The 21,557-nt window shown below is 61.3% G+C and carries 19 protein-coding genes and 2 pseudogenes; 12 read left to right on the top strand and 9 right to left on the bottom strand.

Annotated elements, in window-relative coordinates; all coding sequences use genetic code 11:
• Nucleotides 1-3: 3 nt before the first annotated feature.
• The 3 genes and pseudogenes from AC0L20_RS19090 to AC0L20_RS19080 all read right to left on the bottom strand — a co-directional run bounded on the left by AC0L20_RS19090 (nucleotide 4) and on the right by AC0L20_RS19080 (nucleotide 1,562).
• Nucleotides 4-459: a (2Fe-2S)-binding protein gene (locus AC0L20_RS19090; RefSeq protein WP_473290732.1), complete on the bottom strand. Its 456-nt coding sequence runs from the start codon at nucleotides 457-459 to the stop codon at nucleotides 4-6.
• Between the two features lie 222 nt (nucleotides 460-681).
• A pseudogene (locus AC0L20_RS19085) lies at nucleotides 682-1,167 on the bottom strand (LysR substrate-binding domain-containing protein); the annotation flags it as partial.
• A complete protein-coding gene (locus AC0L20_RS19080; RefSeq protein WP_473290729.1) occupies nucleotides 1,107-1,562 on the bottom strand; it encodes an alcohol dehydrogenase catalytic domain-containing protein in 456 nt (151 codons plus the stop codon). The pseudogene AC0L20_RS19085 and the gene AC0L20_RS19080, both read right to left, overlap by 61 nt.
• Nucleotides 1,563-1,866: 304 nt before the next feature.
• Between AC0L20_RS19080 and AC0L20_RS19075 the strand changes: the two genes are divergently transcribed.
• The 5 genes from AC0L20_RS19075 to AC0L20_RS19055 all read left to right on the top strand — a co-directional run bounded on the left by AC0L20_RS19075 (nucleotide 1,867) and on the right by AC0L20_RS19055 (nucleotide 5,771).
• Entirely contained in the window at nucleotides 1,867-2,379 is a 513-nt protein-coding gene (locus tag AC0L20_RS19075) for a winged helix-turn-helix transcriptional regulator (protein ID WP_473290727.1), read from the top strand.
• A gap of 169 nt (nucleotides 2,380-2,548) precedes the next feature.
• Complete coding sequence (locus tag AC0L20_RS19070) at nucleotides 2,549-3,118, top strand: TetR/AcrR family transcriptional regulator (RefSeq protein WP_473290724.1); 570 nt, start codon at nucleotides 2,549-2,551, stop codon at nucleotides 3,116-3,118.
• Between the two features lie 14 nt (nucleotides 3,119-3,132).
• Nucleotides 3,133-3,513 carry a cation:proton antiporter domain-containing protein gene (locus AC0L20_RS19065; RefSeq protein ID WP_473290722.1) on the top strand — a complete coding sequence of 127 codons (381 nt, stop codon included), beginning with the start codon at nucleotides 3,133-3,135 and terminating at the stop codon, nucleotides 3,511-3,513.
• Nucleotides 3,514-3,682: 169 nt separating this feature from the next.
• Complete coding sequence (locus AC0L20_RS19060) at nucleotides 3,683-3,943, top strand: hypothetical protein (protein ID WP_473290720.1); 261 nt, start codon at nucleotides 3,683-3,685, stop codon at nucleotides 3,941-3,943.
• Nucleotides 3,944-4,067: 124 nt separating this feature from the next.
• Entirely contained in the window at nucleotides 4,068-5,771 is a 1,704-nt protein-coding gene (locus tag AC0L20_RS19055) for an FAD-dependent oxidoreductase (RefSeq protein WP_473290717.1), read from the top strand.
• On the opposite strand, the gene AC0L20_RS19050 is transcribed toward AC0L20_RS19055, so the two are convergent.
• Together AC0L20_RS19050 and AC0L20_RS19045 are read right to left on the bottom strand one after the other, a co-directional pair.
• A complete protein-coding gene (locus tag AC0L20_RS19050) occupies nucleotides 5,768-6,154 on the bottom strand; it encodes a winged helix-turn-helix transcriptional regulator (RefSeq protein ID WP_473290714.1) in 387 nt (128 codons plus the stop codon). The genes AC0L20_RS19055 and AC0L20_RS19050 overlap by 4 nt on opposite strands.
• Before the next feature lie 109 nt (nucleotides 6,155-6,263).
• Nucleotides 6,264-7,301, bottom strand: coding sequence for an AraC family transcriptional regulator (locus AC0L20_RS19045; RefSeq protein ID WP_473290709.1), 1,038 nt, complete (start codon nucleotides 7,299-7,301; stop codon nucleotides 6,264-6,266).
• 50 nt (nucleotides 7,302-7,351) lie between these two features.
• Between AC0L20_RS19045 and AC0L20_RS19040 the strand changes: the two genes are divergently transcribed.
• The gene (locus tag AC0L20_RS19040; protein ID WP_473290706.1) at nucleotides 7,352-8,134 is read left to right on the top strand and encodes an alpha/beta fold hydrolase; all 783 of its coding nucleotides are present in this window, start codon (nucleotides 7,352-7,354) and stop codon (nucleotides 8,132-8,134) included.
• Nucleotides 8,135-8,283: 149 nt separating this feature from the next.
• Here the strand turns inward: AC0L20_RS19040 and AC0L20_RS19035 are convergent, their stop codons facing one another.
• A complete protein-coding gene (locus tag AC0L20_RS19035) occupies nucleotides 8,284-9,057 on the bottom strand; it encodes an SDR family NAD(P)-dependent oxidoreductase (RefSeq protein ID WP_473290701.1) in 774 nt (257 codons plus the stop codon).
• Between the two features lie 535 nt (nucleotides 9,058-9,592).
• Between AC0L20_RS19035 and AC0L20_RS19030 the strand changes: the two genes are divergently transcribed.
• The 6 genes from AC0L20_RS19030 to AC0L20_RS19005 all read left to right on the top strand — a co-directional run bounded on the left by AC0L20_RS19030 (nucleotide 9,593) and on the right by AC0L20_RS19005 (nucleotide 17,930).
• A complete protein-coding gene (locus AC0L20_RS19030) occupies nucleotides 9,593-10,507 on the top strand; it encodes a LysR family transcriptional regulator (RefSeq protein ID WP_473290699.1) in 915 nt (304 codons plus the stop codon).
• Nucleotides 10,508-10,620: 113 nt separating this feature from the next.
• The gene (locus AC0L20_RS19025) at nucleotides 10,621-12,693 is read left to right on the top strand and encodes a hydantoinase/oxoprolinase family protein (protein WP_473290697.1); all 2,073 of its coding nucleotides are present in this window, start codon (nucleotides 10,621-10,623) and stop codon (nucleotides 12,691-12,693) included.
• Entirely contained in the window at nucleotides 12,690-14,459 is a 1,770-nt protein-coding gene (locus AC0L20_RS19020; RefSeq protein WP_473290695.1) for a hydantoinase B/oxoprolinase family protein, read from the top strand. The genes AC0L20_RS19025 and AC0L20_RS19020 overlap by 4 nt, the downstream gene beginning before the upstream one ends.
• Before the next feature lie 31 nt (nucleotides 14,460-14,490).
• The gene (locus AC0L20_RS19015; protein ID WP_473290693.1) at nucleotides 14,491-15,477 is read left to right on the top strand and encodes a Bug family tripartite tricarboxylate transporter substrate binding protein; all 987 of its coding nucleotides are present in this window, start codon (nucleotides 14,491-14,493) and stop codon (nucleotides 15,475-15,477) included.
• A gap of 87 nt (nucleotides 15,478-15,564) precedes the next feature.
• A complete protein-coding gene (locus AC0L20_RS19010) occupies nucleotides 15,565-16,539 on the top strand; it encodes a fumarylacetoacetate hydrolase family protein (RefSeq protein ID WP_473290691.1) in 975 nt (324 codons plus the stop codon).
• 47 nt (nucleotides 16,540-16,586) lie between these two features.
• A complete protein-coding gene (locus AC0L20_RS19005) occupies nucleotides 16,587-17,930 on the top strand; it encodes an MFS transporter (RefSeq protein WP_473290689.1) in 1,344 nt (447 codons plus the stop codon).
• A 54-nt stretch (nucleotides 17,931-17,984) separates the two neighbouring features.
• Here AC0L20_RS19005 and AC0L20_RS19000 read toward each other — a convergent pair.
• The 3 genes and pseudogenes from AC0L20_RS19000 to AC0L20_RS18990 form a co-directional block, all read right to left on the bottom strand.
• Nucleotides 17,985-18,285: pseudogene (locus AC0L20_RS19000) on the bottom strand (transposase); the annotation flags it as partial.
• Between the two features lie 40 nt (nucleotides 18,286-18,325).
• Complete coding sequence (locus AC0L20_RS18995; protein ID WP_473290686.1) at nucleotides 18,326-19,675, bottom strand: hypothetical protein; 1,350 nt, start codon at nucleotides 19,673-19,675, stop codon at nucleotides 18,326-18,328.
• Complete coding sequence (locus AC0L20_RS18990) at nucleotides 19,672-21,531, bottom strand: AAA domain-containing protein (protein ID WP_473290684.1); 1,860 nt, start codon at nucleotides 21,529-21,531, stop codon at nucleotides 19,672-19,674. The genes AC0L20_RS18995 and AC0L20_RS18990 overlap by 4 nt, the downstream gene beginning before the upstream one ends.
• Nucleotides 21,532-21,557: the final 26 nt, after the last annotated feature.

Below are 21,557 nucleotides of genomic sequence, written 5' to 3'. Positions count from 1 at the left end.
CCCTCACGCGTCCCGGGCGATTTGCTTGATCGCTTCACGAATGCGAACGTAGGTACCGCAACGACAAATGTTGCCGGCCATTGCGGCGTCGATGTCTCGATCCTCCGGGATCCCTGTTTCGGCCAGGAGTGCGGCGGCGGCCATGATCTGGCCCGATTGGCAATAGCCGCACTGAACTACCTCGTGGTCGAGCCAGGCCTTGCGGACGCGCCGTCCTATCTTGGTATCGCCGATGCCCTCTATGGTCGTGATCCTGCCCGCGCCGATCGCGCCTACCTGAAGCTGGCACGACCGCACGGCGGTTCCGTTCAAATGAACGGTGCACGCACCACATTGCGCTATTCCGCAACCGAATTTCGTTCCGGTCAAACCCAGCATATCGCGCAGAACCCAAAGCAGCGGCATGTCGGGCGGAACGTCGACGGATCGAGTCACTCCATTGATCGATAGATTGAGCACGGAAAGCCATCCTTGCTTAAAGCAGGTCAAGTCGCTTACTAACTTCAAAAAGTGAAGCAATCAAGGAGGCGAATGATATTGTGATCTGCCGTGATCTACGTTTTCGGCACCTCGCGGCAGAAGGAGGCGAGCTGCTCCCGAAGCCAGCTCTGCGCTGGGTGCGTATCGCTCCGTTCATGCGAAGCCATGGAAATCGTGAAACCTGGAACCGCAAGCGGCGGCTCAAAGATCCAGGCGGTCCAAATAGCGTCTTGCAAGTCGCGCCGGTGCCAGGGCGATCACGTCGCAAAGGGAGACGGCTTCGATAAGGAACATGAAGGATGATGCCTCGAAAACGACGCGCCGTGATAGGCCAAGCTCGGACAAGGCGTCGTCCGCCGGGCCTCGGAACCCCTCGGTCCGTGGAGACACGATGATATGGCGCGCGGTGACGAATTGCTCGAGCGAGAGCTTCCCGTTCAGGACGGTGCCCTTGCGGGCGATGCCCACGTAACGTTCCTCGATGACCTCGCAATTCCTCAGACCGATCGCATCGGCGTCGTGCGGCTGGAAGAAGGCGAGGTCGACTTCCCCTCGTTCTATCTCAGCGCCGATGGACTTCAGATCCAGTGCTTTGGTCTTGATGCGGGTAGCTGGCGCTATCTCGTTCACCTGGAGAAGGAAGGGAAGCAGAATTGCGATCTGCACATAATCGCTCGAGGCGATACAGAATGTCGCCTCGGAATTGGAGAGAACAGAGCCGTCGCTTTCCCGAAACCTATCGCCGTCGGCAAGTCTACCATGGCCGCGGACTCGGCTAAGGCATACTGCGCATGCCCATGCGAAGGCACAAACCCGGCCACTCGATCGCCGATCTTACGGTCCGTGACCCCTGATCCGATGGCAGCGATCGTTCCGGCTATCTCCGTGCCGGGATGGTAGGGAAAGGGCGTCGGCGTCAGGTACCGGTCCGTCCGCCGCATGATGTCACCGTAAGGAACGCCCGAAGCTTCGACCTTGACTACGATCTGGCCATCGGCGGGAGCACCGATTCTGGCTTCGGCGATCGTCAGGACGTCGGGGCTGCCCACTTGAGTGGCAACAACCTGCTTGGTTGGAAACATGGGAGCGTCCTGCTTAGACTGGGCGGCCGACAGACTAAGGAAGAGGCGGTACCCAACGAAAAAGCCGAGGAAGGGGACAGGATGTCCCTACCAAATCAAGACTTCATATTATGAAGTCACAACGGTACTATCAAGGAGGCTGTGGACGAATTGCGCTCTTGTGAGCGGAGGATCGCTGCAGGATGTGCTAGATTTCGGCGAATCTCGGCTGAATTTCAGAGATATACTTCAAAATCCGAGCCTGATAACTATGTTGTGACGCGAAGCATCGCCGTTCGAGAGGCGATCCGGGAGTGTATTTTCGATGAGCTGGGACAGTGTAGCAGATAGTCTTTGTCCGATCGCCAGGGCGCTCGGAGTAGTCGGGGACCGTTGGACCCTGCTGATCATGCGCGAACTCATCATGGGCAACCACCGCTTCGATGAGATCCAGGCTCAAACCGGAATGTCTTCGCATCTCCTCTCGACGCGCCTCAAGCGGATGGAAGAGGACGGTATCGTCGAACGCAGGCAGTACAGCAAGCGGCCGCCTCGCTACGAATACTATCAGACCGCCAAAGGCAAAGAGCTCGACCAGATCATTCTGCTGCTCAGGGCCTGGGGCATGAAGCATTGCGACTTCGGCGCCAAGGATGAACCCGCGATGCGTGTCGTCCATCGCGAGACGGGACGCCTGATCGACGCGAACTGGAGGCCTCCCGACAAGGGAAAGAGATTCACCTTCGATGACGTCGACTCGAAGATCAGCAAAGGGTTTGCTTCGGAGAGGCAGCAGAAGCGGTCGTCATTCCGTGCCGCCCGAGGTCTTTCCGATTAATCGACGTCGTTCGTATCCGCGATAAAGCCAAAGCTTTCGTCGAAAATCATACCGTCGACTTCACCTTCAGGCATTGCTCCATCGCGAGAGCGCTCAAACCTTATGTCCGTCAGGTTTGATTTCTAGTTAGATGACATATATCATCTAATCTGTCAAGCGAGGAGCGTTGATGCGATATAATCCAGCAGATACTGCGAAAACGCGCCAGAAGATCGTGAAAGGCAGTGCGAGGTTATTACGAGAGGAGGGCCTCGCCGTAAGCGTCAACGATCTGATGAAAACCGCTGGTCTGACCCATGGTTCCTTCTATCTCCACTTCGAGTCCAAGGAAAAGCTGACTACGGAAGCGCTGAAGGAGATTTCGGATGGAATGCTGCAAGACCTTCGAAATCTGCCGAACAGCGACAGCGGAAAGCTGGCCTATTTCGAGCGCTATCTCGGCCGAACTCACAGGGACAATCCAGGTCGAGGGTGCATGATGGCGGCCTTGGCGCCCGAAATTTCGCGCGCACCTAGGTTTCGGAAAGTCTTCACGGATCATCTGAAGGCGATGATCGGACAGATAGCCGAAGGTTTCCCGTGGCAAAACGGTCGGAGTGTCCGGAGCGAAGCGATCGTCACGTTATCTGCCTTGGTCGGAGCGCTGGTCCTCGCGCGTGCCTCGAACGATGCGGCACTGTCCGAAGAAATACTCGATCACGTCAAGGACGCTCTCGGTCGGCCTGCGACGGGTTCCTAGGCTGTCATCCGCAGATGCAATCCACGAATATCGATCCGAACTCGACGGTTGCTGCCCTTTCTCCAGTCATCGTACTCTTGGCAAGCGGAGTCGGTATCGCGATCGCGTGCCGGGCCATCAAGATAAGTCCGATCGTCGGTTATATCGTTCTCGGGCTTGTCCTCGGAGAGTTCCGCGCGGCGCTGCGAATCGAGGAGCATTTCGTTTCCTCGCTGGCCGAGCTCGGCGTCGTCTTCTTGCTGTTCGATCTCGGCCTCCATTTCTCGCTGGAGCGGTTGAGATCGCAGGCGCGCGACACCTTCGGTTTCGGACCGGCCCAGATCGTCTTCGGGACGGTGGGCATCGGTGCGCTCGGATGGTTGTTGGGGCTCCCCCCGTCGGGGCTGCTCTGGTAAGCGCGACGTTGGCGTTGTCGTCGACGGCCGTCGTCGGGTCGATCATCGCCGAGCGGCACCAGCAGAGCTGCCCCGCCGGGCTGACGGCCATGGCCATTCTGATCTTTCAGGACATCGCTGGAATCTTCCTTTTGATAGTGGCGCGACGCTCGGCTCCGGGGAATCGATTTTGCCGCTCGCGGGATATGCGCTGGGGCAGGCTTGCCTGGCGTTCATGGCGGCCGCTCTGCTCGCATGGGTCGTGGTCCGTCCGTTGTTCGATCTGATCTTCGCTTCGCTTGGAATGAGTGCCTTCGACAGAAATGCCTACTCCACGAACTGCGGTCTGCTTACCGACTTGCTGAAGGATCTCGGCGTTCCGCCAACGATCGTCTCGGCGTGGATAGAGTGGGGTGGAAGACAGGATCGGTCGCTCGAAGTTGCCGCGTAATCGTGATCGGGATCCGCCCAAAGGGGCGAACAAAAGCCATAAACTTCCGTTTTTGAAGTGACGTGTACTTTCGGGATATCGATTTCCCGTAACTATCCGATCCCGAAAATGGAAAGTTAGCGCAATGAACGACGTGTCCGATGAGATCCTGACCAAGCGGCCGCCGGGACCTCGACATGAGGAGACCTTTCCGAAACTCTCTACGGTAGATATCGAAAAACTACGTGGTTTCGGAACGGCTCGTCGCTTCGCGGCCGGCGAGCGGGTGATCGAGACGGGCAAGGAACATCCCGGCATGCTCGTATTGCTGTCGGGCGGGATCACCATCACCCAAAGAGACGCCTTCGGGAACGTGCGGCATCGGGCCGATCACGAAGCGGGCCATTTCGTCGCGGAGATCGGCCAGCTTTCCGGGCGACTCGCTCTGGTCGACGGACATGCCGTTGGCGAGGTCGAGGCCGTCGTGGTGCCGCCGGAAGGGCTGCGGGCCCTGATGGTGGCGGATGCCTATCTGGGCGAGCGTATCATTCGAGCCCTGATCCTGCGACGCATGAACCTGATCAAAGAGGGGGCGGGGGGACCTCTCATCATCGGATCGCCCGAGGCGCCGGCGATACTGCGGCTGCAGGGCTTCCTGACGCGTAACGGCCTTCCGCATCACCTCCTCGACCCGAGCGTCGACGACGATGCCGCCGACATCGTCGCCAGGTACTCCAACGTCGCCTCCGATCTGCCGCTGGTCGTCTCGCCCGACGGGAATGTCCTGCGCAATCCGTCGGTCAGTCAGCTCGGCCATGCGCTCGGCATGCTGCGCCACATCGTCAAGGATAAGGTGTACGACGTTGCCGTGATTGGGAGCGGGCCGGCCGGTCTTTCCACGGCGGTCTATGCAGCATCCGAGGGCCTGTCCGTCGCGGTATGCGATTCTCTCGCCTTCGGAGGACAAGCCGGCGCGAGCGCCCGTATTGAAAACTATCTCGGATTTCCAACAGGCATTTCCGGTTTGGCTCTCACCGCCCGTGCGTTCAATCAAGCCCAGAAGTTCGGCGCGGATATGATGATTCCTGTCACCGCGACGTCGCTCGACTGCAGTCGTCAGGACGGAGTGTTCACGGTCAGGCTCGACGATGGCGATGAACTGAAGGCGAGATCGCTCGTCATCGCAAGCGGCGCGCGGTATCGCCGGCCCAACATTCCAGACCTCTCCGACTTCGAGGGGCGCGGCGTCTGGTACTGGGCGTCTCCGGTCGAAGCCAAGCTGTGTCGGCAGCAGGAGGTCGTTCTCGTCGGAGGCGGCAACTCGGCCGGTCAAGCAGCCGTCTTTCTGTCGGGACACGCCAGCAAGGTCTTGATGCTCGTCCGCGGCGCGGGTCTCGCCGCGAGCATGTCGCGTTACCTGATCGAGCGCATCGCGGCCACCACCAACATCGAATTGAAATTCAATTCGAGCATCGCCGGCCTCGATGGCACGGCTGCAAGCGGCCTCCAGCGGGTGCGCTGGAAGGAGGGGGCGGGAGAGCACGTCGAAAACGCCCGCAATCTATTCCTGTTCGTCGGGGCCGATCCTGCCACCGATTGGTTGGCCGGCTGCCGCGTCGAACTCGACAGGTCCGGGTTCGTGCTTACGGGAGCTCACATGCGACAAGATTCCACGAAGGCGCTCGAAACGACGGTGCCCGGTATCTTCGCTGTAGGCGACGTGAGGGCAGGTTCAATCAAGCGCGTCGGGGGCGCCATCGGAGAGGGCGCTCAGGTCGTGGCCGCGATCCACGCCTTCCTGGCCAGAGACGACCGCTCCCTCGAGGCGAGCCGCGTTATCGGGTCCTAGGACGAAGAAGGCTCCGCCCCAGTCGACCGCTTCTCCTTCATCACGACGTCGAGCTTCTCGAGCTCGTCGTCCTTGAACAGATGGCTCCGGCCCCAGAGCGAGAGTGCGTCGAGAATCGGTCTCAGTTCGGCTCCCTTGTCGGTGAGAACATACTCGCGATGCCCGGGCTTCGTGGTTTCCACCCGGAGAATGGAAAGGGCTACGAGCCCCTTCAGGCGCGACGACAAAATATTCTTTGCGATGCCGAGATTTCGCTGAAAGTCGCTAAAGCGACGGATTCCGGCATATGCGTCCCGCACGATGAGCAACGACCACCAGTCGCCGACGGCCTCGACCGATCGAGCCATCGGACACGGGTCGTCCTGGAGAGATTTTTTCTTCACTGCGATCCTCTCATCGTTGAGCCAAGTGTCCGATTACGAAACCAGGGCGCTCGCTCAGCGCGCAGAGCGGGAGCGAATATATCACTTCAAAAACGAAAGCAAACGTAGGTCACCCCATGGTAGCGCGACCAGTCGCAGCGTTGCCCGCATCGGTAGCGCGGGGCCCGTCGGCCAGACGAGGCCGTGCGTCGGCCGGCGAATGCCCGAACCTAGACTTGTAGGCTCGGCTGAACGCTGCTTCCGAAGCGTAACCCACGCGGCGAGCGACGTCTCCGACGGACAGCATTCCGGTCCCGAGGAGATCCGATGCACTCATCAACCGTACGTTAGTCAAATAGCGGAGCGGCGGAACCCCGATTCTGGAGGCGAAGCGTTCGGCGAAGACGGAGCGAGACATCGCGGCCAGTCTCGCCAGATCGGCGACCGTCCACGGACGGAACGGGTCGTCGTGAATTGCGATGAGCGCCCTCCCGATCTGTGGATCGCCGACGGCGCCGAGCCAACCGCTCTTGCTTCCGCTTTGCTCCGCCCATGAGCGGATCGTTCGGATCACGAGCACGTCGATCAATCTCGATATCATCAAGCTCGCGCCCGGCGCGGATACGGTCGCTTCGGCGAGCAGAAAGTAGGAAAGCGTTTCCAGCCACTCGGCGTTGGAGCCCACGCATCGAGATACGCGTATCATGGTCGGGAGAGGTTCGAGAACCGACGGCAATGCGTCGCCCGCGAAACGAAATGATCCGCCCAAGAGAAGCGTCTGTTCGCCGGGGCCGTCGACTTGGACCGTCGGTTGGTCAGAACCGACTTCGATTCCGAAGCGTCGATACGACGTCTCATCGGGGCCGCCGCGGAGCCGATGACCCAACCCGTGTGCGAGCAGAAGGAGGTCGCCTTCCGACAGTTCGACATCGGGTCCCTGCTCCGCGACCACGTACGCAGTGCCCTTCTTGACATAGACGAAGTGTCCGGGTCCGGCGTCGAACGAAAGTCCCCAGCTCCCCCCGAGCTCGGCGGAGTAGATCCGCTCGCCGTTGAGGCGCACGAGGCCCAGGACGTTAGACAGCAGGTCGGGACCGCCCGGGCGCGTCCCAGTTCGAGATCCGGACGATCGGGCAGCAGACCCGGAGCGCAAGTCATGGTGGTTCATCTCGTGACCCCTATGTTCGCATCCTCCGCAACCAACGAAGTTGAACTCAAATGAAGACACTCATCATCGCAGCGCTCTCCACCGTCCTGATGACCGTCGGTGTACAGGCCGCCGAGAAGCCGCCGATCGTCCTCGTCCATGGCGCGTTCGAAGATGCGTCCGTGTGGAAGGGCGTGCAGGCCGGTCTCGAAAAGTCGGGATACAAGACGGTGGCCGTGAACCTGCCCGGTCGCCCCAGCAACCCCCTCAATCCGGGCCAAACCAGCTTGACGGTCTACCGAGACGCTGTGCTCAAAGCGATCGAACCGCTTCCGTCCCCGGTGATTCTCGTCGGTCACAGCTTCGGCGGCATCGTAATCTCCGAGGTCGGTGAGGCCGCGCCGGCGAAGATCAAGAGCCTGGTGTACCTGGCGGCATTCCTGCCGAGGGACGGCGAGTCGCTCGTCACCCTGGCGAACCAGGACAAGGGCTCCGAAGCAGGTCCTAAGATCCAATTCATGAAGGACAAGGGCTTGGCCTCGCTGCCGCGGGAGATCCGTGGCTCCGTCTTCGTCAACGACGGAAACACGCAACAGAAGCAGATCGTGACCGATGCCATCGTCGACGAACCGCTTCCGCCGCTTGCCGAGCCGGTCCACCTGAGTCAGGCGTTTGCCGGTGTCGACAAGGTCTACATCCGGACGAAGCAGGACAAGGTGATCACTCCGGCCGCCCAATCCGCGATGCTCGCGGCAACCAAGGTTCGAGCAACCTACGATATCGACAGCGGCCATGCGGCCTTCGTCACCCGCGGACCGGAACTGGTGGCCGCCATCATCAAGGCGGCGAAATAAGCCCGTCGTCCGATCGACAAGAAACGCTCGGCGTCGTTCGCCCGTGCCTGCTTGGGGTGCATGGGCGAACCGACGTTCGGCGGGCCTCGTCGTGCGGAGCGACGCGGGGCGCGCGCTCCGGGCGCTCTGGAGTGAAGCAGCGCTCACGACTAGGGACGTCGGTAGACGGGGGCGCCATAGGGCGCGCCCGTCGTTCCGCCATCCACCACGATCTCTGCAGCGGTCATCGCAGACGAAGCGTCGGACGCCAGAAAGAGAACGGCGCGAGCGACCTCTTCAGGCTTCGCGATTCTACCCATGGGATTGCTCTTGTTGACCGCGTGCATGCTTTCCTCAATCGGAATGTTCGCCCGCGCGCCACGGGTCCATATCGGGGTCTCTGTCGCTCCCGGCACGACCGTGTTGACGCGGATTCCCGATGGCGCCAGCTCGGCAGCGAACACTTTCGCCATCGAGCTCACGCCTCCTTTGCTCGCGGCGTACGCGGCAGCTCCCGGACTACCTAGCTGCCGCTGGATCGAACCGTTCAGGACGATTGCGCCGCCGCGCGCCATGAGCGGCAGGACCGCCTGAACCGTAAAGAAAACACCGGCGAGATTCGTGCGCACGATCGCATCGAACGTTTCCCATGCGGTCTTTCCCAAGGGGGTAGGTCCCGAAATGCCGGCGTTCGCAAACAGCACGTCGAGCGCCCCGAATTCGGATCGTACCTCGGCGGCGACCGCAGCGTGCGAGTCCGGACGATCCAGATCGGCCTGTATCGCGACGACCGAGCCCAATTCTCTCGCGGCCGCGCTCAGTTTTTCGCGGTCGCGCCCCGTTATCGCGACCTTCGCGCCTTCCTTCAACATCATCCGAGCGGTAGCAAGACCGATTCCGCTATTACCGCCGGTGATGAGCACGGTCTTATTTATCATTTGCATCGCGTTTTCCTCGGTCGAACATCGCGGAACTTATCGCTGTCGGTCACGCTGGCGAGCGCGGGGGCCCCTCATCGAACCCTTACGCCAGCGGGCGTTTGATTTATACCTGACAATCATCAGGTATAAAAGCACACACATTCTGAGGTCCGAGCGACGTTTGACTCATAAATAGAGTTCGACTATAATCTATAATAGCTTTGTGCGAAAGTTCACTTTTCGTGCGATGTCGGCTGCGTGCCCGAACATCCTGGCCGCAAGAAGAGCTTACAACTGTGATCTGCCGGGGTGGCTCGCGTCCGCCGACGAAATCTCTTGAGCGGACAAAGCCAACTGTTCCCCGGAAACGCACCCTGTTCTTGGAGGCATTGCCGCTCGAGCGGAGCTCGGTCGTCACGAGCTGAATAGCGGTCGACGGGCGAGGCCATTTCATCCGGCGAATCCCTCCGTTATAGAGAGCAAGACGCTCCCATTTTGACGAATCGCGGATGCGCTGCGCGTCGATAGCTCGAGCGCTCGGCATCGAGAGGTTGGGTGGATGGATATCGATCTGATCCGACTATTCGTCGCGGTCGTCGACGAAGGAGGCATCGCTCCCGCGGCGCGCAGCATGGACCTCTCGCCGTCGTTGGCGAGCCGCCGCATCGCCGCGCTGGAAGCGGAAATGGGAGCCCAACTGCTTGTGCGCACAACCCGTTCCTTGGCGGCCACACCTGCAGGCACTGCCCTTTTAAATTGGGCAAGGGGGTCGATCTCGGACTGGGGAAGGATCCGCGACGAGATCGGCGCGATCCAGGGGCGCGCGTCCGGCCTCGTGCGGGTCGCCACCAACGACTATGCGGCGGTGGAATACCTTCCGCCGATTCTCGCCGAGTTCGTCGAGCTTCAGCCGGATGTGCGGATCGCCGTGTCCATCACGCAGGAACCGGCCCGTCTGCTCGACGGGCAATGCGACCTGGCGATCCACGCCGGGCGCCGACCGGATGCGGAACTGGTCGGCCGCCGGATCTGGGAATACAAGCGTCGACTGGTTGCCTCCCCGGCGTACCTGGCAAGAAGAGGAATGCCCCGAACCTTATCCGAACTGACAAGCCATTCGTGCCTGACGCATACGGTCAGCGAACCGTCCGAGTGGTATTTCGAGGATTCCGAGCGCAAGCTCGTGCCGCTCAGGGTGCGCTCGCAATTGTCCGCGGACAGCTGGACCATGCTTCTGCAACTGGCTCTCTCCGGCGCGGGCATCGCGAGATTGTCGGACGCACTCGTCCGAGACGCGTTAGCCGACGGCCGCCTCGTCGAGCTGTTCAGCGAATTCCGTTCGGTGTATCCCGACGGCGATCCTCCGGCCATGTGGGTCTTGGCGGCGCATCGGGATCCGCCGCTGCGTATCCGGCTCCTCGCGGATCACATCGCCGAAAGATTGCTCGTCTATCGGGAAGACAGGACCCGATGAACCATTCGTGCAGAATCTGCACGAAGCTCGGTCATCCTGGAAGGCTACACAGAACGTTCACACTTCACCATTCTCCCCGCCAACGACAATAGGTTGATCTTCGGGGAGGAGTTTTGTCCCACTTCATTGCTGCCGACACCGGCGGAACGTTCACGGACGTCGCCGTCTACGATGCCACAAGGCAGCAGATTTCATTCGCGAAATCTCTCACGACCTACGGCGATCTCGTGGACGGAGTGGTCGCCGGCATCGACGAGGCCAAGGGCGATTTCGGGTCCGCGATCGCCTTGAAGCATGGCACCACTCACGTCATCAACGCTTTCCTGCAGCGCAAGGGGGCAAGAGCCGCGCTCGTGTGCACCCGCGGGTTTCGCGACGTGATCGAATTGGCCCGCGGAAACCGCCCGACGCCATTCGATATCGCCGAACGACGCGAAGCGCCGCTGATACCGCGCGCCCGACGCTTCGAAGTCACCGAACGCGTCTCGCCCAGCGGAGAGGTCATAGAAGCTCTAGATGAGAGCGAGGTCGTCGCCCTGGCTTCCATACTGGAAGAGGCGAACGTCAGTGCCATCGCCGTCTCGTTCCTCAATTCTTACGCGAATCCACGTCACGAGCAGAGAGCGGTCGAGATCCTCAGCGAAATGCTGCCCGGAGTGTATTTCACGTCGGGATCCGCTCTGTCGCGAGAATGGTTCGAATACGAGCGGACCGCGACCGCTTCAGCGAATGCGTATGTGGGACCTGCGATCGCGGCGTACGCCGCGGGATTCACCAAGCGGCTACGCGACCGGGGCTTCGGCGGCGGCCTGACGATGATGGGCTCCAACGGGGGCATCATGTCGTTTGAGGCGGCCGTCGAGCGGCCGGTGGCTCTCGTCGAGTCGGGGCCTATCGGCGGCGTCATCGCGGCTGCGGAATACGCGCGAGCCATCGGACTCGACAAGGTGGTCGCCTTCGATATGGGAGGCACCACCGCGAAATGTGCACTCGTCGAAGATGGCTCGTTCGCTGTCCAGCCGACGTACTGGGTAGGCGGCTATGTTCGAGGATTTCCGATCAGAAGTCCGGTGCTGGACATCGTGGAGGTCGGAGCCGGCGGCGGATCGATCGGTTGGACCGATGCACAAGGGCGATTGCGGGTCGGGCCGCGGAGCGCGGGATCCGAGCCGGGGCCGGCGTGTTTCGGGCGGGGCGGCTCCGAACCCACCGTGACGGACGCCAATCTCCGCCTTGGACGGATCGGCGGCGGCAGTTTCCTCGGCGGAAGGCTATCGCTGAACCGTCAGGCAGCAGAGACCGCGATCCGGGATCGCGTCGCCGTACCGCTGGGATACGGAAGCGCAGAGGAAGCCACCACACGCGTGGCTCACGGCATCCTCGACCTGGCCACGACACTCATGGCCGGTGCGGTCAAGGAGATCACGGTCGCGCGCGGCTACGATGTCCGCGAATTCGTTCTCCTGGTGTTCGGTGGGGGCGGCCCGATCTTCGGCGCGGAACTCGCCAGAAATCTCGGAATACGACGGGTCGTCGTGCCGCCGCAGCCGGGCAATTTTTCGGCGTTGGGAATGTTGATGGCCAACGCGCGGGTCGATCTGTCGCAGAGCGTCATCGCCGATCTGCTCGAGTCAGGCATCGCAACCCTCGTCTCCGTCCGCGACAAGCTACGCGAGGACGTCGAGCTTGAGGCGGCGCGCGAATTTCCCGGAAAGCCCATCACGTATCAATGGCGGGCCGATATGCGCTACCGCGGACAACGTCACAGCATTCCGGTCGAGTTCGCGGGCGATCCGTCGGCCGGAGCCCTTAAGTTTTCGTTCGAGGCAGCCTACGGCAAGCGCTTCGGACGCGTGCTGGGCGAAGACTTCAGGCCGGAAGTCGTCGGTTTGCGGGTCTCGGCGGAAAGCGCGGCCGATCGTCCGTCGTTGAAAATCCTGGCTCCGTCGACAACCGGTGCCGCTCCGACGCCGACAGATCGAAGGCCGATGCATCTCCGACCGGGCGGCTGGATCGATGCGCCGGTCTGGAAGCGCGATGCATTGCCAATAGGTTGGACGACGACAGGACCCGCGGTGATCGAGGAGTACGGCTCCACGACGTTGGTCGGCGACGGCGACATCGCAACGGTCGGTCCTCTCGGCGAGATCATCATCCAGGTAGCCGGAAACGGAGCAGGCCGATGAACGTCGTGACGCCGCATATTGTCACGGATAGCGATCCGATCGACATCGAAATCCTGCGACACGAGGTGCTTTCGATCCCGAACCAGATCGAGAAGAATATCGAGCGAAGCGCGTTCAGCCCACTCGTGCAGGAGTACAAGGACTACTCCGTGGGCCTCGTCGATCCGGCCGGATCGTTGATCGCGCAATCGCGAGGAAGCCTGCCGATCTTCGTCGCGAACGCCCTCGGCACCGGCGTCCGCGAGGCGATTTCGTTGCACGGGGCCGACAATCTCGTGCACGGAGACGCGATCCTCACCAATTCGGCGGCGACTCTCGGGCAACATCTCAACAATGTCGTACTGCTTACCCCCGTGCGCGAGGGGGGAGCCGCAAACGGCCCGTTGATCGGGTTCTTCGCGGTGCTGGTTCACTGGATCGACGTCGGCGGCTCGGCGCCCGGTTCGAGCACCGGCACCGATACGGCCGACGTCTGGCAGGAAGGCATCCAGTTGCCGTGCGTGCGTCTTTTGAATGCGGGAAAGCGCGTCGAAGACGTGTTCCGCCTCTGCGCCGTCAATAGCCGCTTCCCGAAGTTGTTGCTCGGCGACCTGGAAGCACAGTTGGCCGGCTGCCTCCTCGGCAGGGACATGTTGTTGGACATCGCGGGCAGACGTGGAATCAACCTGCTCAACGCGACGTTCGAAAGCATGCGGCGGCAAGCTCGCAATGCAGCCGCGAGCGTCATCGCCGGGATTCCGCCGGGCGAGTACGTTGCGCACAGTTTCCTCGATGGCGAGGGCGACGGCACCGTCCCGATCACGGTCAAGGTACGTCCAGTCGACGGACGACTGATCGTGGATCTATCGGGGTTAGGTCCGCAGATGGCAGGGCCGTCGAATGCCGGACGCAACGGCGGAGCGATCGCCGCCGCCCGCATCGCGGCCAAATATCTGCTGACGCCGCAAGAGCCGGTCAATCAAGGCGATTTCGATTTGTTGGACGTCGAAGCGCCGGACGGGACTTTCTTGACCGCTCGCCCCGGAGCTCCGATCGGAGGGTCCGGCAATACGATTCCGACCGTCGTGGACACGATCCTGAAGGCGATGGGCGAAGCTGTGCCCGCAAATGCGATGGCCGCGCATCACGGGACCTACGGTGTCCACACGATCTTCGGGCATCTACCCGAGACGGGCGAATTGTTCACCAATCTCGATACGGTGACTGGCGGGTGGGGGGCCACGATCGAGGAGGACGGAGCATTTCCGTTGCGCTCTAACGCTCACGGCGACGTTCCAGACATTCCGATCGAAATGCAGGAAGCACTTTATCCGTTCATGCTGACTCGCAAAGCGCTGAGGCCGGACAGCGGCGGCGCCGGCCGACGCCGGGGCGGTCTGGGTGTCGAAAAAGAATACCGGATACTCTTCCCTTGCAAGATGAGCCTCAAGTTCGAACGAGGCAAATGTCCGCCATGGGGAATGGCAGGCGGGAAAGCAGGACAAACCTGCTTCGTCGAAGTTCAGCGCAAAGACGGCTCCTCGATCAGAACTTGGAAGGGCACCTACGCGCTCGGCCCCAGCGACTGCATCCGCGTCGTGTCCGGTGGAGGCGGCGGATACGGGCCGCCTCACGAACGGGAGATCGCCCGCGTGATCGCAGATGTCGAGGCCGGATACGTCAGTCGCGAAAGCGCCCTCGAGGACTACGCGGTCGTTTTCGATTCTCACGGCGAGGTCGACGGGGAAGCGACCCGACGGAAGCGAGAAACTCTGAAGCGGACGTGATCCGGCGCTCAAAGAAGACAGGGAGGATCGGTTGAACAAAGCAGCTGTTATCGATAGGCGGGCGTTGTTGGCAGCAGGTGCGAGCCTCGTACTTCCGCGTCTCGCTTTCGCCGCCGACGCTTGGCCGACGCGAAACGTGCAGATCCTCGTCGGATTCGGCGCCGGCGGCGTTACGGACGTCGCCATCCGACTTCTAGCTGAGGGCTTGAGGCCGCGCCTGGCCAAGCCCATCGTGATCGAGAACCGGTCGGGTGCGAGCGGTATGATTGCCGCGCTCACCGTCGCGCGCGCCGCTCCCGACGGACATACATTGTTGGGCATGCCGGGCACGATCACGATCGCGCCTTCCGTTCTGAAGGACGTCCCGCTCGACGTACGACGCGATCTCGAACCCATTACGATATTCGCGACGTCGCCGAACATTCTGATCGTATCTTCCGGCTTCGCGGCGCGAACGCCGCAGGAGTTTCTGACGGTCGTCCGAAGCAAACCGCGCGACGAGTTCGCATATGCGTCGTCCGGCGTCGGAACCACGGTCCATCTGATGGCCGGCATGCTCGAGCGCGCGGCCGACATCAAGATGCGCCATGTGCCGTTCCGCAGTTCGGCCGACTCGATCCAGTCGGTGATCGCCGGCGAGCTGTCGGTCGTCTTCTCGTCCTTGAACTCCGCGTTGCCCTTCATCCAGTCGGGCCTCGTCCGCGCGCTCGGCGCCGCAGCCGAGCAGCGGTCCCCTCTTCTGACGGACGTGCCGACGTTCCGGGAGGTCGGGCTGAACGGCGTCATATCCGACACCTGGTTCGGCCTCGCCGGTCCGGCCGGCATGCCGCGCTCCATCGTCGAACAGATTTCCGGACTTTGCGCGGGAGTGATGGGCGACGCTTCGGCGAGCGCGAAGCTCGCTGCCCTCGGCGCGGAGCCGCTGAATCTGGGCCCGCAAGCATCACGCGAACGCATGGATCGCGAGCTGGCAGCGTTCGCCGAGCTCACCGCCGCGATGGGCATTCGTCCGGATTAGCCACGACGATAGACCGCTTAGTTTTTCGAATTCTGCCGCTGTTCAACGCGATCGGCAACGGTGGAGTCCTCTAACCCGGGTATAATCATGAAACTCGCGACCTTCAGTGTCCGAGACGAACCGTCGCGCGTGGGGCTCGTCGATCCGGCGGAGGGACGCATTCGAGACCTGTACGCCTTGGCGAAGGGGACGAAGGGTATCGACGCTGCAAACTTCGCCTCGATGATGGCCTTGATCGAAAGCGGCGAAATCGGTCTCGCACAATCGGCCGAACTCTCGGAAATCGTGAAGCGAGGAAACGTCGATGGGTTCGCTCTGTCCGAAGTCGTTCTGCACGCGCCGTTGCCCGTGCCGCCGCAAATCCGCGACTGCTCCGTCTTCGAGCAACACATTCGCGATGCGCCTCTCGGAATGTCCCGCCTGAAGGCGTCGCTCGGAATTGGTGCGGTCGATATCGCGTCCCCCCAGGTGCCGCCGATCTATCGGGCCCAGCCCCTCTACTACATCTCGAACCGGTTCGGCGTGACCGGACCGGACACGCTGGTCGCGTGGCCGCGATACAGCGCGGTAATGGATTTCGAGCTCGAGGTCGCGGTCGTGATCGGCCGTCGTTGCAAGGATGTCTCCGTACAGCGTGCCGCCGACCAGATCTTCGGATTCACGATTTTCAACGACTTCTCGGCACGGGATCAGCAGGCCAAAGAGATGATGGGCGGCCTCGGGCCGACGAAGGGCAAGAGCTTCGATTGCGGCAACGCGATGGGACCGTGGATCGTGACCCGCGACGAAATCGACTTGCCGATCGATCTGGCTGCCGACGTGCGCGTCAACGGAGAAACATGGGCCAAGACCCGGACCACCAGAATGCTCCACGGCATCTCCGAGATGGTCTCGTTCATCTCGGCGGACGAGACCCTTCATCCGGGCGAGGTGATCGGGACCGGCACGGTAGGAGGATGTTGCGGTCTGGAGATGGGCCGGTTTCTGCAAGACGGCGACACCGTCGAACTCACCGTCGAGCGCATCGGGACGCTACGAAACACGGTGAAGCGCCAGATCTAGGCGCGCGCAATCAGCTGCAACAACGATAAACACAAAAAGGAGGGATAATGACCGAGGATATGGAAAGGACGACGCTGAAGCGCGTCATGTGGCGGTTGATTCCGTTCATGGGCGCTTGCTTCATGATCAACTGGCTCGATCGCACGAACGTTGCGTTCGCGGCCCTGACCATGAACAAGGATCTGGGCCTGACGGCGACGACGTTCGGCGCGGGCGCCGGCATTTTCTTCTGGGGCTTCGTCCTGTTCGAAGTCCCCAGCAACCTAGCGCTCGCCAAGTTGGGCGGAAGAATATGGATCGCCAGGATCATGATCACGTGGGGGCTGTTCGCCGCCGCGATGGCGATGGTTCAGGGCGAGTATTCCTTCTACGCCGTACGCTTCCTGCTCGGCGCCGCGGAAGGCGGCTTCTATCCGGGATCCATCTATTTCTTCAGTCAATGGGTGCCACGCAACTATCGTGGTCGCGTCTACGGATGGTTCGGCGCGTGCGGCTCCGTCGCTTCGGTGATTTCAGGGCCGCTTGCCGGATACATCCTACAGATGAACGGGGTGCTCGGCATGACCGGGTGGCAATGGCTCTTCATCCTCGAGGGACTGCCCGCCACGGTCCTCGGCATCGCCTGCATCTTCTATCTTCAGGACAAACCGTCGCAGGCGAAATGGCTGACCGACGAGCAGAGGGCCTGGCTGGTAGGCGCACTGAGCGCCGACAAGGCGGAGGATGCGGGGCAGCCACGCGTCACCGTTCTCAAAGCAATGTCAGATCCCCGCGTGTTGACGCTCGCGGTATGCTATTTCTTCTTCGGGTTCGGTCTCTACGGCGTAGGCCTCTGGATGCCTCTCGTCATCAAGGAGTTCGGATTCACCAACGTGCAAATCGGCTATCTGAGCGCACTGCCGGCGATCTGCGGAATCTGCTGGATGAGCTTCTGGAGCTGGCATTCGGACCAGAAGAGCGAGCGGCGGTGGCATCTGGTCGTGACGGGCCTGATCGGCACCTGCGGACTGATGCTCGTCGCGTGGCAGTCTTCGAACATCTACCTCGTGATGCTCGGCTTCTGCATGACTTCGCTCGGCATCTACGTGACGTTCCCGATCATGCTGACCTGGCCTACCGCCGCGCTATCAGGGTCGGCGGCCGCCGCGGCGACCGCCGTGATCACTTCGCTCGGAACGTCGAACGGCTACTTCGGTGCGCAGATGATCGGAATATTCCGCGATATGACCGGAGATTTCCGCCTGGCGATGCTGCTGACCGCCTGCGGTGTCGCGATCGCACCGCTCGTGGTGGCGATCTTCGGCGGATATCTCAACTCGACCAGATATAGCCATTCTAAAAACACGCTGCCCGGCTCGACCATCGCCGCTCCTGGTGCGGTGGGGCCCTGATCCTCTTGCGCGCCGCAAACCCAGGCCCTTCGGGCCGGGTCAAGGCATATTTGGTTATCGATGTACTGTCTTACGATGGCGCTCGGCGCCGCCGCACGAGGCCGCGAAATAGCCAGGGCTCCAAAGATGACCGCCACACAACTTGGCGATTACATCCGTGAGTCGCCGCCGGCCCGCCTTGGCGCACTTACGAGCATAGTCGGCTGGCGAGGTCGTGCGCGAATGTGGTCGGCGGGTGTTTCATCGCGGCCAGATCGACGTGGCTCGGTGTCTTGCAGCCGGAGCACTGGATCTCTAGCCACAGGAAACCGCCGTGGACCGCCCGGTCGATGATCGGCGACGGATCGATCGGCTCCGCTAAGTGACAGTGCACAAATATTCGCGCCCACCGGTCTCTAATTTGGTAGCGATCTATGCGATCGACCGATGCCCTCGATTTCGTGCCTTGCATTCGGATCATGCACTACTTTCAGAGGGAATTGACCGACCGGCCGCGCGGATTCGATCGCAACACTTCCACCAGCTTTCGCAACTAGCTTTTTCAACCGGTCGAACTCTCCGCACCAAATGTCTTCCATATCGCTGTCACGGCTAGTGTCACGAGCCTCGGCCGAGCCGCCGATGCCGACAGCCCGAACTTGGAGGAGATCCGCCCCTCCCGAAAGCTCCACGCCATAGCCAGGATTGGCCGCTTTGCGCAGAACGACCTGACCCTTGTCAACCCAAGCGGTCGCCATTCCCTCGGATACCTCGTAGCCAAGGCTGGCGAGCCCTTCGAGCACGACGCGCCGGCGCTCCGCCGCGGCCATCGTCTTGAGCTCCTCTTCGATAACCTTGTCGGCTCGCTTGATGAGCTCCTCCGCATTGCTCTTCTGCGGCAATCGTAGAGCAGCGCCGACCTCAGCCAGAAGCGATGAAGCTTCGGGGGATCTGATTGCTGAAAGTTCCGCAAGTCGCGCGCGCAGCTCGTTATCGAGCCGCAGATTGGCTCTCCCAACTTTCACCGCGTTCGCAAGATCCAACAGCAAGCTGTCTGCCACGAGCGATCGTCGCGAAGGAAGCTCTGTTTCCAAGGCTACGACGCGAGCCGCAAATGCGCCGGAATCGATTCCTAGGCCGCGCAATTCTCCAAGAAAGCTATCGACTTGAGCCAGGCATGGATCCTCCGTCAGCTGCGGCTGTCGCGAGATCCACTCTTGCAGCGTGTCTCGGCGTTCGCCGGCTCCGAGCTTGGCTGCAAGCTCGCGTTGTCGGTCGGTCACTGATCCATGTGTTTCAGGCGATGGAAACAGCAATAGCGCTTTGGCCATGGCCGCTTCCAGGCGATCGGAGGATGCCGACGAACCTCCAAGCTCTGCGCGGACATCGGCAGGAATTTCGATTTTAAGAACCTGCAGCCTTTGAAGCAGCGCTTCGGCCGCGAGCTTGGATCGCCTCAGATCGCGGTTCGCACGTGCCGCTGCTTCGGTCGCCTTTTGAATCCGGCGTTCGGAATCCGTCTGGAGAAAAGCGATCTCGGAGGCGACCTGCTTCTGCAATTCGACGAAACGGTCGGCAGCGAGCAAACGGCGAAGCTCTTCGCGGCGGCTGGCGACCTTCTCGATGTCATTTTGCGCGATCGTCCCATTTCGGGTTCCCGAGAGCGTCCAACTATCTACCGCGGCATCGAGCCGGGCTAGGTCCCGACGACAGATCGCGATGATTTCGGCGCGAGTAACGATCCTGAATGCTTTGGGTCCGCTCATTGGAGTCCTCCCTCACGAAGAGCGCCTTCTATGGCATTCTTTAGCCGCAGACGCTCGGCGTCTCCGGCATGCGTCCAGGCATACGACGAAACTCTGTGGACATAGGGAATGGCGCGGCTCAATACCTTCGGGCGCCATATCTCGCGAGCGCGCGCTTTCTCCAACAATTGATGCCTTGGCGCGTCACATTCGATGCCGATCGCATATAGACCCGTTCGGGGATCGGTCACCGCGAAATCGAGGCCGAATGCTCCGCCGTCACGGGCCTTAGTATGCTCCCAGCCATTCGCTTTGAGAAAGGCTTTGACCGACTTCGTGAAGCCGTCGTCCTCTTGATGATCCGCCTCGTGGAGAGGTCGTTGCTCCGTGACTATACGGTCCAAAAGTGTTCTGCCGGACTCTCCGAGGCCCTCCGACACCGTTCTCGCGTACTCGAGGTAACCCTGCAGGTAGTCGCGCGGTATTCTGGGGCCGCTCCGCCTCGTCAACAAATCCGATATCTCGGATATCGGCATCGAGGTGACGATGACGACCTTTTCTCGCGCGCGCGTCACTGCGACGTTCAAGCGGCGTTCGCCGCCGGCATGACCGAGCGCACCGAAACTCTTGCGGAAAGCCCCATGCTCGTTGCGGCCGAAGGTGGTTGAAAAGACGATGATGTCCCGTTCGTCGCCCTGTACGTTTTCGACGTTCTTGACGAAAAAGCTCATATCCTCGCCTTGCTCCGTTCGTTCGCGCTCGCGCATCAACGCTTCACGGAACGCCGCATCGCTTTCGGCGCGGTCCTCAAGGGCATCTTCTATGGCGTCGGCTTGCTTACGATTGAATGTGACGACCCCGACCGAAGGCGGCGATGGATCTTCCCAAAGTTCGGAAAGGTACTGTACGACGTCGTTCGCCTCCTTTTGGTTCGTCTGGCTCTTGTACATGCCGTCTGAACGGATCACTTCGATAGGCTTGATTTTGCGGATCGTCTCCTCGGGGTGACGGACGGGAACGCTGAGCGAATTGGCGTAGAACGAGGCGTTCGAGAAGCCGATCAGCTCGCGATACTTAGAGCGATAATGCACTTGTAGGGTACACGTCCGAAGTACGGTGCGGGCCAGTTGGAGCAGATCGGGACAATCCTTGATTTCTCGTCGATTCCACGTCTCGGCGAAGGCGTCGCGTTCTTCGTCGGTCGCTCCTTCTTCTGGCTCTTCGCCATCGAATATAGCTGCTTCGTCGTTCTCGACCCTGCTCGCAAAAAAGGATGTCGGTGGCATCTGCTTCTCGTCGCCGCTGACGACGACGAGCCGGCTTCGAAACAGCGAAGGCAAGGCGTATTCGACAGGCATCTGCGAAGCCTCGTCGAAGATGACGGTATCGAAGAGCCCGGCTTTGGGTTGTAGAACGCGGCTGGCGACGTCGGGTGTCATGAGCCAGACAGGGCGGAGTGCGAAGAGGCCGAGCGGAGCCGCACGATCGATGAACTCCCGCAAACGCAGCGCTCTCGGACCGGTAAGCCTGGTTATCGGATCCCATTCGGCGGTTGCTCGCACCTTGCTTCGGTCGATTCCCTGAACGAGCAGTTCTCGATTGAAGTTCCGGATCTGGGCATCCGCTTCGGCAAGCGATTTCACCTTTGCCTCGACTTCCTCGCCGCCGAACAGGACGTCGGGGTTGGCAGCTTCCATGGAAGCCTTCCATTCCAGGCGGGCCTCGCGTCCGATGGTGGCACGGACGCAGGCGTCCAGCTCGTTGGAAGGAAGCTTCGACAATTCGGCTTCCATCGATCTGAGCACGGCGAAGATTGCGCGTTCCTTGTCGGCTAGGCGCGCGGATCGAAGGCGGAACTCCTGGTAGTAGGTGAGCATCGGCAACGCCTGGACGATTAGGGCAA

It is taken from the genome of Bradyrhizobium sp. Kon58 (genome assembly GCF_055807455.1).
The sequence above is the reverse complement of the archived record's forward strand: the minus strand, read 5'-3'. Positions and strand labels throughout refer to the sequence as shown.

Coding starts and splice junctions, on each gene's coding strand:
- AC0L20_RS19030 (WP_473290699.1), top strand. CDS start 9,593: ATGGATATCGATCTGATCCGACTATTCGTCGCGGTCGTCGACGAAGGA.
- AC0L20_RS19045 (WP_473290709.1), bottom strand. CDS start 7,301: ATGAACCACCATGACTTGCGCTCCGGGTCTGCTGCCCGATCGTCCGGA.
- AC0L20_RS19005 (WP_473290689.1), top strand. CDS start 16,587: ATGACCGAGGATATGGAAAGGACGACGCTGAAGCGCGTCATGTGGCGG.
- AC0L20_RS19040 (WP_473290706.1), top strand. CDS start 7,352: ATGAAGACACTCATCATCGCAGCGCTCTCCACCGTCCTGATGACCGTC.
- AC0L20_RS19075 (WP_473290727.1), top strand. CDS start 1,867: ATGAGCTGGGACAGTGTAGCAGATAGTCTTTGTCCGATCGCCAGGGCG.
- AC0L20_RS19065 (WP_473290722.1), top strand. CDS start 3,133: ATGCAATCCACGAATATCGATCCGAACTCGACGGTTGCTGCCCTTTCT.
- AC0L20_RS18990 (WP_473290684.1), bottom strand. CDS start 21,531: ATGCTCACCTACTACCAGGAGTTCCGCCTTCGATCCGCGCGCCTAGCC.
- AC0L20_RS19020 (WP_473290695.1), top strand. CDS start 12,690: ATGAACGTCGTGACGCCGCATATTGTCACGGATAGCGATCCGATCGAC.
- AC0L20_RS19010 (WP_473290691.1), top strand. CDS start 15,565: ATGAAACTCGCGACCTTCAGTGTCCGAGACGAACCGTCGCGCGTGGGG.
- AC0L20_RS19055 (WP_473290717.1), top strand. CDS start 4,068: ATGAACGACGTGTCCGATGAGATCCTGACCAAGCGGCCGCCGGGACCT.
- AC0L20_RS19080 (WP_473290729.1), bottom strand. CDS start 1,562: ATGTTTCCAACCAAGCAGGTTGTTGCCACTCAAGTGGGCAGCCCCGAC.
- AC0L20_RS19070 (WP_473290724.1), top strand. CDS start 2,549: ATGCGATATAATCCAGCAGATACTGCGAAAACGCGCCAGAAGATCGTG.
- AC0L20_RS19035 (WP_473290701.1), bottom strand. CDS start 9,057: ATGCAAATGATAAATAAGACCGTGCTCATCACCGGCGGTAATAGCGGA.
- AC0L20_RS18995 (WP_473290686.1), bottom strand. CDS start 19,675: ATGAGCGGACCCAAAGCATTCAGGATCGTTACTCGCGCCGAAATCATC.